This is a genomic window from Terrabacter sp. Soil811, from assembly GCF_001429655.1.
Classification (GTDB): domain Bacteria; phylum Actinomycetota; class Actinomycetes; order Actinomycetales; family Dermatophilaceae; genus Terrabacter.
In genome coordinates, this window is sequence record NZ_LMSX01000014.1 from 41,763 (window position 1) to 53,686 (window position 11,924).

Consider the following 11,924-nt stretch of genomic DNA (forward strand, 5'->3'; position numbering starts at 1 on the left):
ACGCCCCGCGCCCGGGCCGAGGTATCGGCTCACGGGGGGCCCGACGGAATACCTCGACCCACGCTCGGAGTTGTCCCCACACGATGAATGACGGACCCCTGATCGTCCAGAGCGACAAGACCCTCCTCCTCGAGGTCGACCACCCGAACGCCGAGGCCGCACGCCGGGCCATCGCCCCGTTCGCCGAGCTCGAGCGTGCCCCGGAGCACGTGCACACCTACCGCATCACGCCGCTCGGCCTGTGGAACGCCCGCGCGGCCGGCCACGACGCCGAGCAGGTCGTCGACGCCCTCATCACCCACAGCCGGTATGCCGTGCCCAACGCGCTGCTCGTCGACGTGGCCGACACGATGGACCGCTACGGCCGCCTCACCCTCACCAAGGAGGGGCTCGCCGACAGCCCCGAGGGCACCCGGCTCGTGCTGCGCACGACCGACCGGCCCGTCCTCGAGGAGGTGCTGCGGCACAAGAAGATCAAGCCGCTGACCGGCGAGCGCCTCGACGACCTCGCCGTCGTCGTGCACCCGAGCGAGCGCGGCACCCTCAAGCAGGAGCTGCTCAAGGTCGGCTGGCCCGCCGAGGACCTCGCCGGCTACGTCGACGGTGAGGCCCACCCCATCGACCTCGACCAGGCCGACTGGCACCTGCGCCCCTACCAGCAGCACGCCGTCGACGGCTTCTGGCACGGCGGCTCCGGCGTCGTCGTCCTCCCCTGTGGCGCGGGCAAGACGCTCGTCGGCGCGGGCGCCATGGCCGCGGCCAAGGCGACGACCCTCATCCTCGTCACCAACACGGTCAGCGCGCGGCAGTGGAAGGACGAGCTGATCAAACGCACGACCCTGACCGAGGAGGAGATCGGCGAGTACTCCGGTGCGCGCAAAGAGATCCGCCCGGTCACGATCGCGACCTACCAGGTGCTGACGACGAAGCGGAAGGGTGCCTACGCGCACCTCGACCTGCTCGACGCCCGCGACTGGGGCCTCATCGTCTACGACGAGGTGCACCTGCTGCCGGCCCCGATCTTCCGGATGACCGCCGACCTGCAGGCGCGCCGCCGCCTCGGCCTCACCGCGACCCTCGTGCGCGAGGACGGCCGCGAGGCCGACGTCTTCAGCCTCATCGGCCCGAAGCGCTTCGACGCGCCGTGGAAGGACATCGAGGCCCAGGGCTACATCGCTCCCGCCGACTGCGTCGAGGTGCGCGTCACGCTGCCCGAGGGCCAGCGCCTCGCGTATGCCGTGAGCGAGCCCGAGGACCGCTACCGGCTCGCGTCGTGCTCCGACGCCAAGCTCCCCGTCGTCGAGACGCTGGCCGAGCAGCACGCCGGCGAGCCGACGCTCGTCATCGGGCAGTACCTCGACCAGCTCCACGAGGTGGCCGAGCGGCTCGGTGCCGAGGTCATCACCGGAGAGACGACGGTCAAGGAGCGCCAGCGCCTCTACGACGCCTTCCGCACGGGCGAGATCACGACGCTCGTCGTCAGCAAGGTCGCCAACTTCTCCATCGACCTGCCCGAGGCGAGCGTCGCGATCCAGATCAGCGGCACCTTCGGCTCGCGCCAGGAGGAGGCCCAGCGCCTCGGACGCGTCCTGCGCCCCAAGGGTGACGGGCGCACCGCGCACTTCTACACGATCGTCAGCCGCGACACGGTCGACGCCGACTTCGCCGCGCACCGACAGCGCTTCCTGGCCGAGCAGGGGTACGCGTACCGCATCGTCGACGCCGACGACCTCTGAGCCTCGGGGGCCGTCTCAACCCGTGACTCAATGAGGTCAGGCAAGCCTTACCTTTTTAGCATCGACGGCGTGGGCAAGCTCAAGGCCAAGGACGTGGCGAAGCTCAAGCCGAAGTCCACGTGCTGCAAGGACATCCCGCGGTGCACGAAGTGCCCCGTGGTGATCAAGCGACTGTGCGCGCAGGACTGCGCCTCGATGTGCGGCAAGGACTTCAAGAAGGCCCTCGCCAAGGCCCGCATGCGCTGACCCGGCGCGCACCCACGAAAGGAATTCGCGACTCCCAGCGAACTCCCAGCGAACACCCTGACACTGGGACCGTGGACACCCAGACAGCTGCGGCACCCGAGGCTCGCCTGCTCGTCGTCGAGGACGAGCCGAACATCCGCGAGCTCCTCGCGACCTCACTCCGCTTCGCCGGCTTCGAGGTCGAGACGGCCGGTGACGGCACGACCGCCCTCGCCATGGCCGCCGAGTCCGAGCCCGACCTCGTCGTGCTCGACGTCATGCTCCCCGACGTCGACGGCTTCGAGGTGACCCGTCGCCTGCGCGACCGCGGCCGACAGCAGCCGATCGTCTTCGTCACCGCTCGCGACGCGACGGGCGACAAGATCCAGGGCCTCACCGTGGGCGGGGACGACTACGTCACCAAGCCGTTCAGCCTCGAGGAGGTCATCGCCCGCATCCGGGCGGTCCTGCGCCGCACCCGCGGGCAGGCCGACGACGGCGCCACGCTGCGCTTCCACGACCTCGAGCTCAACGAGGACAGCCACGAGGTGCGCCGCGGTGGCCGCATCATCGACCTGTCCCCCACCGAGTTCAAGCTGCTGCGCTACCTGCTGCTCAACCCCAACCGGGTGCTCTCCAAACTGCAGATCCTCGACCACGTCTGGGACTACGACTTCCGCGGCGAGTCCGGCATCGTCGAGTCCTACATCTCCTACCTCCGGCGCAAGATCGATGCCGACGGCCCCTCGCTCATCCACACCAAGCGCGGCGTGGGTTACGTTCTCCGGGTGCCCCCAGAGCTGACCGCCTCCTGACCGGATGGCCGACCTGACCGCCCCGGCGGCCGACGCGACCGTCCCCGGCGCCGCGCTGCGCGGACGCTCCCTGACCCGGCGCCTGCGGGCCATGCCCCTGCGTTGGCGCCTGCTGGCCGTCACCCTCGGGCTCATCGCCGTGGCCCTTGCCGTCACCTCACTCGTGGTCAGCGCACTGCTGCGCGCCTACCTCGTCAACCAGACGGAGCAGGAGCTCGACGTCTACGCGGCAAGCCTGGCCTCGGTCGACCTCGCCGAGCTGCAGGTCACGGGCTCGCAGCTGCCGTCGAACTTCACCGCGAAGGTGCTCGACCTGGCGACCGGCAAGGTGACCAACCTGCGCGATGCCGCCCTGCTGGAGCCGACGACCCCGGCGCTGCCGATTCCCAGGATCACCGACGCGAACGTCCTCGAACCGTCGACCTTCCAGGTCGACTCCGCCACCGGTGACGGCCAGTGGCTCGCTCTCGCCAAGGTCAACGACGAGGGCACCGGGATCGTCGAGGTCGCGTTGCCCCTGCGGCCGCTCGAGGCCACCGTCGACCAGTTCCTGCTCTACGCCGGCGGGATCGGCGCCATCGCCCTGCTCGCCATCGCCCTGCTCGGCTGGTACCTCATCGCGCGCACCTTCCGGCCGCTGACCCGCATCGAGGACACCGCGGCCAAGATCGCCGTGGGCGACCTGACGCAGCGCATCGACGTGCCGGACACCGACGACGAGGTCGCGTCACTCTCCCGGTCGCTCAACGCGATGCTCGCCCGGATTGAGCAGAGCTTCGCCGTGCGCGAGGCCAACGAGGAGAAGATGCGCCGCTTCATCGCCGACGCCTCCCACGAGCTGCGCACGCCGCTCGCAGCCGTCGGCGGCTACGCCGAGCTCTACCGACAGGGTGCCCTGCCCACGACCGACGCCGTGACCGGCGCCATGGGGCGCATCGAGTCCGAGGCGCACCGGATGAGCGGGCTCGTCGAGGACCTGCTGACCCTCGCGCGCCTCGATGGCGAGCGCCCGCTCGAGCTGCAGACCGTCGACCTCGCCGTCCTCGCGGCCGACGCGGCCCAGGACGCGCGCACCATCGCGCCGGGCAGGCACATCGTCGCGACCGGCATCAACGGACCGATCGAGCCGACGGAGCTGCGGGCCGACGAGCACCAGCTGCGGCAGGTGGTGACCAACCTCGTGACCAACGCGCGCGTGCACACGCCCGACGGCACCCCCATCGAGATCCTCGTCGGACGGGTCGACGCCCAGCACGTCGCGCTCCACGTGCGCGACCACGGACACGGCATACCCGTCGACGCCCGCGCCGACGTCTTCGAGCGTTTCTACCGCGCCGACCGCAGCCGAAGCCGTGGCCAGGGCGGTGGCAACGGGCTCGGGCTGGCCATCGTCCACGCGATCATCGAGGCCCACGACGGCACGGTCCGGGTCGACGAGACTCCCGGCGGTGGAGCCACCGTCGTCGTCGAGCTCCCGATCACCCGGGCCACGAGTGAGCCACGTCACCATCGGTCGTCCCAAGGCACAGCGGATTCCTAGGAACACCACAACGTCATCCAAAGCTGGGCCGATGTCATGGAGACAACAGACCAGAGCGAGGAGGAGCCATGACCCTGGCACCTGAGGACCACACCCAGCAGATCCCGCAGGGCAGCTACTACAGCCAGTCCGCACCACCCGCGCCGCCGGCCCCGCCGACGCCGCCCCTGGGTGAGGGCAGCCGTCCGGCGCCCAAGCGCGAGAGCCGCGTCGGCCAGACCATCGGCGTCGCGCTGCTCGCAGCCGTCCTCGCGAGCGGTGGCACGTATGCCGTCACGCAGCTCGGCGACCAGGGCACCGCCGCGGCGACGACGTCCACCACGTCGACGACGAACCAGAACCAGGGCTCCTCGCCGACGGTCGTGCAGGGCAACGCCACCGCTCCCGACTGGACCGCGGTCTCCGCCGCCGTGACGCCGAGCGTCGTCAGCATCAACGTCACGACCCAGCAGGGGTCGGGCGCCGGCTCCGGCGTCGTCTTCGACAAGAGCGGCCACATCCTGACCAACAACCACGTCGTCGGCGACGCGACCGGCAACGGCGCCATCACCGTGACGCTGAACGACGGGCGCACCTACGGCGCGACCATCGTCGGCACGGACCCCTCGACCGACCTCGCCGTCATCACGCTGACCAACGGACCGAGCGACCTGACCCCGATCACCCTCGGGGACTCCGAGGCCCTGAAGGTCGGCGACCCGGCGATGGCCGTCGGCAACCCGCTCGGCCTGTCGGGCACCGTCACCACGGGCATCGTGTCGGCGCTCAACCGTCCGGTCAGCACCGGGACGGCGAGCGAGTCGCCCCTCGGTCAGCAGCAGACGTCCGGCGACGAGGTCGTGACGAACGCCATCCAGACGTCGGCCGCGATCAACCCGGGCAACTCCGGTGGCGCGCTCGTCAACGCCAAGGGCGAGCTCATCGGCATCAACAGCTCGATCGCGTCGCTGGGCCAGAGCTCGAGCGGCAGCCAGAGCGGCAACATCGGCATCGGCTTCGCCATCCCCGTCAAGGAGGCCAAGTCGATCGCCGACCAGCTCATCAAGAGCGGCAAGGCCCAGCACGCGTTCCTCGGGGTCAGCACCCGCGACACGGTGGTCTCCGACGGCAGCGCCAAGCGTGCCGGCGCCCAAGTGGTAGCCGTCAACGGCGGGACGCCCGCCGCGAACGCCGGCATCAAGAACGGCGACGTCATCATCGCGGTCGACGGTCAGCGCATCGACTCCGCGACGGCCCTCGTCGCCCAGATCCGCGAGATGACGGCCGGCGACAAGACCACGCTCACGGTGATCCGGGGCGGCGCCCGCCAGGACGTCCCCGTGACGCTCGCGGTCAAGCCGGCCAGCTCGAACTGACCCCTCCACTTCGCGCCGGGTCACGGACAGGGTGACGACACGCTGGACGTGACCCGGGCGAGGCCAACCTCCCCGGTCTCGTATGCCGTCGGGCACGCGCCCGTCCCCACCACCACGCTCCCGGTGGCTCGGACGGTCGCCGGCCCGGCGGCATACCCTGTCTCCGGGCCGGGACCGCGGATTGGGGGCGGAGCGAGCAGCCCGCGTACCCTTGCGCGGTGAGTGAGACCGAGAACGAGCTGGACCCCGCTGCCGTCGTGCACCTCGACCCCGAGGACGTCGCGACTGCGGTGCGTGTGCTGGCCCTGGCGCCCTCGCTCGAGATCGACGACCCGGACTTCGAGACCCTGAAGCGGGCCGCTTCGCTGATGTACAAGCGGCTCAAGAAGGACCGGCGCAACGCGAAGACGTGGGCCGAGCGCAAGGCCGACCGGCAGGTCATCGAGTCGACGGCCACCGGATCCCCCATGCGGATCGACGATGAGACCAAGGGAATCCCGTTGGTCTCCAACGCAGCCGGCGCCTTCGCCGGTGAGCTCATCAACCCGCGCGGGTGCTACATCTGCAAGACCGACTACACGCTGGTCGACGCGTTCTACCACTGGCTCTGCCCGGACTGCGCGGCTCGCTCGCACGCGAAGCGTGACCAGCGCACCGACCTCACGGGCAAGCGCGCCCTGCTCACCGGGGGCCGCGCGAAGATCGGGATGTACATCGCGCTGCGCCTGCTGCGCGACGGCGCCCACACGACGATCACGACGCGCTTCCCCAAGGACGCGATGCGCCGCTTCTCCGCCATGGAGGACTCGGCCGACTGGATCCACCGGCTCAAGATCGTCGGCATCGACCTGCGCGACCCCACCCAGGTCGTGGCCCTGACCGACGAGGTCAGCGCGGCCGGCCCGCTCGACATCCTCATCAACAACGCCGCCCAGACGGTGCGCCGCTCCCCCGGCGCCTACAGCAACCTCGTCGAGCTCGAGTCGGCTCCGCTGCCCGACGGCGTGGCCCTGCCCGAGATGGTGACCTTCGACCGGATCAGCGAGGCGCACCCGGCCTCGATCGCCGGGGCGCTCGGCACCCACGCGATCGCCCACCACGACGGCGAGTCGGTCGAGCACGCGATCGCGGCCCAGACGGCCGCGTCGATGACAGCCCTGGCCCTGACCGCCGGGCACGCGAGCCTCGAGGCCCACCGGGCCGGCACCGCCGTCGACGCCGGCGGTCTGCTGCCCGACCTCCAGCGCACCAACTCGTGGACGCAGAAGGTCGAGGAGGTCGACCCGCTCGAGCTGCTCGAGGTGCAGCTGTGCAACTCGACGGCGCCCTTCATCCTCGTCTCGCGTCTGCGGCCGGCGATGCGGGCCGCGGTCGCGGGCGGCGCACGGCGGGCCTACGTCGTCAACGTGTCCGCCATGGAGGGGCAGTTCTCCCGCCGCTACAAGGGGCCCGGCCACCCGCACACGAACATGGCCAAGGCCGCCCTCAACATGATGACCCGCACGAGCGCGGGCGAGATGTTCGAGACCGATCGCATCCTCATGACGGCCGTCGACACCGGCTGGATCACCGACGAGCGCCCGCACGACGAGAAGCTGCGCATCGCCGCCGAGGGCTGGCACGCCCCGCTCGACCTCGTCGACGGCGCCGCCCGCGTCTACGACCCGATCGTGCGCGGCGAGGCCGGCGAGGACCTCTACGGCTGTTTCGTCAAGGACTACGAGCCCAGCCCCTGGTGACCTCGGGCACCCGGAACCCCGCTCTCGCGGTGGTTCGCCGGCGCCTGGTGGCCGGCAGTCGACCGCGGAGTGACAGGGGAGGCCCCGTCACGGGCGGATGCACAAACGCGACCCTCGGCCCACCGCGGACACGGGTATGCCGTCGCGTGCCTCATCGGCGTAGCGTCCCGTCCATGATCACTGCCGTGCACAACCTCGTGTACTCCGACGACGCAGCGGCGACGCGCGCCTTCTTCCGCGACGTCCTCCAGTGGCCCTGCGTGACCGACGACGGCTCGGACGGCGCCGACGACACGAACGCCTGGCTCATCTTCGGGACCGGCCCGAGCGAGCTCGGGGTGCATCCGACGCGCGGGCCTGAGGGGTCGACGTGGTCGGCGCCGCGGCACCATGCGATCTCGCTCATGTGCGACGACCTGCGCTCGACGATGGACGAGCTCACCGCGCGCGGAGCGGTGTTCACGACCGAGCCCACGGACCACGGCTACGGCCTCGTCGTCATGCTGGCGATCCCGGGAGCCGACGAGATCCAGCTCTACGAACCACACCACACGACGGCCTACGACCGCTGACCGGCCGGCCCCGGCGTCCGGGGCACCTGTTCGTGGAGATCCTTCGGCACCTGGTGCCGGAAGATCTCCACGAACCAGCGGTCAGCGGAGAGGCTTGGCGTACCAGACCTCGGCGTAGTCGCCGTCGTTGAACGCCGGCACCTCGACGTAGCCCCGCCGGAGGTAGAGCGCGCGGGCCTCGACGAGGTCGAGGCGCGTGTCGAGCCGGACCGTCGTCGCACCGAGGTCACGCGCGGCCTCCTCCGCCGCGGCCAGCAGCGCCGCGGCCAGTCCGGACCCGCGTGCCTCGGGTCGCACGAACATCCGCTTCAGCTCCACGACGTCGGACCGGCCCGGGACGAGTCGGACACCGGCGCAGCCGACGAGCCGCGCCCCGGACCGGGCGACGACGAAGGCTCCCGTCGGTGGCGCGAGGTCGTCGCTCGGCATCTCCGCGAGGCTCCGCTCGATCTCCTCGGGCGTCGAGTCGCGGTCCTCGTGCAGCCGGAACCACCGGTCGCTGACGTCGATGAGGTAGTCGCGCAGCAAGATCGCCGACTCGGCCGACGTGACGTCGGCCCGCTCGACGACCCACCCGCCCCGGGACACCCGGCTCACCGCTCGGCGGGCTCCGTGAGTGCGACGCCGTCGGCGATGACCTCCGTCATGAACGCGATGAGGTCACGGCGACGACGACCGGGGTCGGTGGCATACGTCGACGGGTCGTCGGGACGCTCCCGCACCCGGAGGCCCTCCTCGACGATCTCGCGGTGGTGCGGGTATGCCTCGCGTGCCCACCGACCCGCCCTCGACTTCGACGTGGGCTGCCCGGTGACGAGCAGGTGGACGAGCCGCGGCGCCCCCAGGGCACCCCACTCGGCGGCCTGGGGCAAGGACGCCTCCCGCGGGTGGTGCTCCATCGCCTCGAGCTGCGAGCGCCAGAAGGTGTCGAGGTTCTCGCGGGTGGAGTCGTGCAGCGCGGTGTCGTCACTCGCGATCGCGATGTCACGGATGTGCTTGCCGCGCAGCGTGATCCCGTGGTCACGCAGCTCGCGCCACGTGATCTCCTTGAGGTCGCAGTGGGTGCCGACGTCGAACCACTGGTGCAGGACGCCAGGTCCTTCGGGCACGTCGCCCGGAGCGCCGGCCAGGTCGCTCTCGAGAACGTAGAAGCCGTCGTAGTCGGGCTCGGGCCAGCGCCGGGCCAGCTCGCCGTGGACCTCCCGGAGCACCTCGACGTCCGCCTCGGTGGGGCGGCGAGTGGTGACCGCGACGAAGTCGATGTCGCTGCCGCCGTGGAACTCGCCGTCGAACCCGATCGAGCCGTGGAGGTGGAGACCGTGGAGCAGCCCCGGCAGGCGCTCGTCGAGGAGCGCGAGATGAGAGCCGCACACGTCGCGGACGACGTCCGGGAGCTCGTCGCGGGTCGGGACGTCCACCGCGGTCAGACGGCCGCGCCGAACGTCGCCCGCGACGCGAGGGCCTCACGCAGCTCGGCGTCGGCGTCGACGAGAGAGCGGTGGACCGCGGGGGTGAGGTCGTCACGCGCGATGGCCGCGGCGCTGAGACGTGCCGTCTCGTCGTCGAAGACCCGCGGGAAGGCGACGAGGACGACGCGCGACAGGGCGTCCTCCCCGACCCAGGCCGACATCGCCGGGACGTCCGTGAAGTAGCGCGGCACGTAGTCGGCGACGAGGGCCGCGTCGGGCGCGACCCAGAAGCCGCGCGCGAGATGGACCATCTCGTAGTTGGAGCGGCCCTCGCGGCCGGTCAGCTGCTCCCACGCCCAGGCCTTGGCCTCCGCATCGGGCAGGCTCGCCCGGCACATCAGCGCGTTCAGGCCGCCCTGGAGGGTGTCGTCCTTGGCGCGGAACGCCTCCACCTCCGAGACCCCGATCAGCCCGCGCGCCGCGAGGTTGCGCACGACGATCCAGCGGAAGTCACCGTCGTCCTCGAGTCCGGCCGGCAGACCCTGACCGTCGGCCCACGCGCGCAGCAGGGCCTCGTCGTCGCTCGTGCCGGCGACGAGGCGGGCCGCGGSGAGCGACTCGGTCGTGCCGGCCGTGGCCCGCTCGAGCAGCCCCACCGCAGCCCGGTTGAGACGGGCCATGGCCGCCTCCTGCGACTCGCGCGGCACGAAGTACGGCACGATCCGGTGCTCGGCGTAGGCCGCGACCCGGGTCAGGATCGAGGAGTTCGCCTCGAGCGGCCACGCGGCGTCGAAGACGTCGAGGAAGGCCTCGGGCGAGACCGTCGCGCCGTGCACGCCGTCGATGAGCGCGGACCACACGACGGCGCGGGCCTGCTCGTCGGGGATCTGGCCGAGCTGGGACGGCAGCGCGGCCACGGTGGCGTCGGACAGGCGTACGCGAGCCCACGTCAGGTCGGACGCGTTGGGCACGACGACGGCGGGCTCCGGGGTCCCCTCGAGCCCGGCGAGGGTGGTCTCGGGTCCGGTGACGGTGGCCATGACACGACCGAGCTCGCGTCCGTCGGTCCACCCCGCGACGTCGAAGGCGTGCGGGCGGTCGGCCGGCCGGTCCGCCGGCGCCTCGCGGCGCACGACGGCCGACTCGACGACGCCTGCCTGCTCCTCGACGTCGACCGAGATCGTGTCGCGGTCGGCCGTCAGCAGCCAGGCCCGCGACCAGGCCTCGAGGTCCTTGCCGCTCGCGGTCTCGATCGCGGCGAGGAAGTCGGCGAGCGTGCCGTTGCCGTAGGACTTGTCGTTCAGGTAGGCGCGGACGCCGGCGATGAACTGGTCGTCACCGACGTACGCGATGAGCTGGCGCAGCGTGGCCGCGCCCTTGGCGTACGAGATGCCGTCGAAGTTCTGCAGCGCGCTCTGCGCGTCGAGCGCCTCGACGCCGGCGACGGGGTGGGTCGACGGGGAGCGCTCGGCGCCGTAGCCCCACACCTTGCGCACGATCGAGGAGTCGACCCAGGCGTCGGTGTACTCGGTGGCGTCGACGAGGCACCGGTGCGACATGTACTCGGCGAACGACTCGTTGAGCCAGAGGTCGTCCCACCACTTCATCGTCACGATGTCGCCGAACCACATGTGCGACATCTCGTGGCTGACGGTGTTGGCCCGGGTCAGCAGCTCGTCGCGCGTCGCTGCACCGCGGTAGAGGTACTGGTCGCGGAAGGTCACGCAGCCGGGGTTCTCCATCGCGCCGGCGTTGAACTCCGGCACGAAGACCTGGTGGTACTCGCCGAACGGGTAGCGGATGCCGAAGAGCCCGTGGAAGTAGTCGAACGACCGCTTCGTCACGTCGAAGAGCTCGGCCGCGTGCCGCTCGAGCGGCTCGCGCAGCGAGGCCCGCGCGTGGAGGCCCAGGGGTATGCCGTCGTGCTCGTCGTGGACGGAGACGTACGGTCCCGCGCACACGGTCATGAAGTACGTCGCGAGCGGCTTCGTCGTGGCGAGGCTCCACGTGCCGGCGCCCGCCTCGGAGGCGGCGCCGTTGCCGATGACCGTCCAGTCGAGGGGCGCGTGGACCATGACGTCGTAGGGCGCCTTGAGGTCGGGCTGGTCGAAGCAGGCGTAGACGCTCGGCGCGGCGTCGAGGAAGAGGTGGCCGTAGACGTAGTCGAGGTCGTCGGCGGGGTCGGTGGCCCGGTGCAGCCCCTGCCCGTCGTGGCTGTAGGCCATGGTCGCGGCCACGACGAGCTCGTTGTCGGCGGCCAGTCCCGCCAGTGGGAGGCGGCCGTCGACGACGCCGGCCGGGTCGAGCGACTCGCCGTTGAGCGAGATCGTCTCGACCGAGCGGGCCTTGAGGTCGATCCACGAGTCCGCGCCGGGCTCGGCGCACGTGAACCGGACGCTGGTGCGCGAGCCGAAGACCTCCGACCCCTGGTCGAGGTCGAGCTCGACGGCATACGACGTGACGGTGATCAGCGAGGATCGCTCGCGGGCTTCGGCCAGGGTGAGACTGCGCATAGGGGCGAGCCTGCCAGATC

The 11,924-nt window shown here is 71.3% G+C and carries 10 protein-coding genes; 7 read left to right on the forward strand and 3 right to left on the reverse strand.

The window, feature by feature from the left end; all coding sequences use genetic code 11:
* Positions 1 to 83 precede the first annotated feature (83 nt).
* From ASH01_RS22000 to ASH01_RS22025, 7 genes are all read left to right on the forward strand, one after another.
* Positions 84 to 1,736, forward strand: a complete 1,653-nt coding sequence (locus ASH01_RS22000) for a DNA repair helicase XPB (protein ID WP_056781424.1) — start codon at positions 84 to 86, stop codon at positions 1,734 to 1,736.
* Positions 1,737 to 1,805: 69 nt separating this feature from the next.
* A complete protein-coding gene (locus ASH01_RS23510; protein ID WP_200961849.1) occupies positions 1,806 to 1,982 on the forward strand; it encodes a hypothetical protein in 177 nt (58 codons plus the stop codon).
* Positions 1,983 to 2,053: 71 nt separating this feature from the next.
* On the forward strand, positions 2,054 to 2,776 hold the full coding sequence (locus tag ASH01_RS22005) for a response regulator transcription factor (RefSeq protein ID WP_056781427.1): 723 nt from the start codon (positions 2,054 to 2,056) through the stop codon (positions 2,774 to 2,776).
* Between the two features lie 4 nt (positions 2,777 to 2,780).
* Positions 2,781 to 4,316 (forward strand): sensor histidine kinase, encoded by a 1,536-nt coding sequence (locus ASH01_RS22010; RefSeq protein ID WP_056781430.1) that lies wholly within the window; start codon positions 2,781 to 2,783, stop codon positions 4,314 to 4,316.
* Positions 4,317 to 4,384: 68 nt separating this feature from the next.
* On the forward strand, positions 4,385 to 5,671 hold the full coding sequence (locus ASH01_RS22015) for a S1C family serine protease (protein ID WP_056781433.1): 1,287 nt from the start codon (positions 4,385 to 4,387) through the stop codon (positions 5,669 to 5,671).
* A gap of 218 nt (positions 5,672 to 5,889) precedes the next feature.
* Positions 5,890 to 7,410, forward strand: coding sequence for an SDR family NAD(P)-dependent oxidoreductase (locus ASH01_RS22020; protein ID WP_056781437.1), 1,521 nt, complete (start codon positions 5,890 to 5,892; stop codon positions 7,408 to 7,410).
* Between the two features lie 173 nt (positions 7,411 to 7,583).
* Positions 7,584 to 7,982 carry a VOC family protein gene (locus tag ASH01_RS22025; protein WP_056781440.1) on the forward strand — a complete coding sequence of 133 codons (399 nt, stop codon included), beginning with the start codon at positions 7,584 to 7,586 and terminating at the stop codon, positions 7,980 to 7,982.
* Positions 7,983 to 8,063: 81 nt separating this feature from the next.
* Here the strand turns inward: ASH01_RS22025 and ASH01_RS22030 are convergent, their stop codons facing one another.
* From ASH01_RS22030 to pepN, 3 genes are read right to left on the reverse strand one after another with little or no spacing between them, the layout of a single operon-like run.
* Entirely contained in the window at positions 8,064 to 8,579 is a 516-nt protein-coding gene (locus ASH01_RS22030) for a GNAT family N-acetyltransferase (RefSeq protein ID WP_056781443.1), read from the reverse strand.
* Positions 8,576 to 9,400 carry a hypothetical protein gene (locus ASH01_RS22035; protein WP_056781445.1) on the reverse strand — a complete coding sequence of 275 codons (825 nt, stop codon included), beginning with the start codon at positions 9,398 to 9,400 and terminating at the stop codon, positions 8,576 to 8,578. The genes ASH01_RS22030 and ASH01_RS22035 overlap by 4 nt, the downstream gene beginning before the upstream one ends.
* Before the next feature lie 5 nt (positions 9,401 to 9,405).
* A complete protein-coding gene (gene pepN, locus ASH01_RS22040; protein WP_056781449.1) occupies positions 9,406 to 11,904 on the reverse strand; it encodes an aminopeptidase N in 2,499 nt (832 codons plus the stop codon).
* Positions 11,905 to 11,924: the final 20 nt, after the last annotated feature.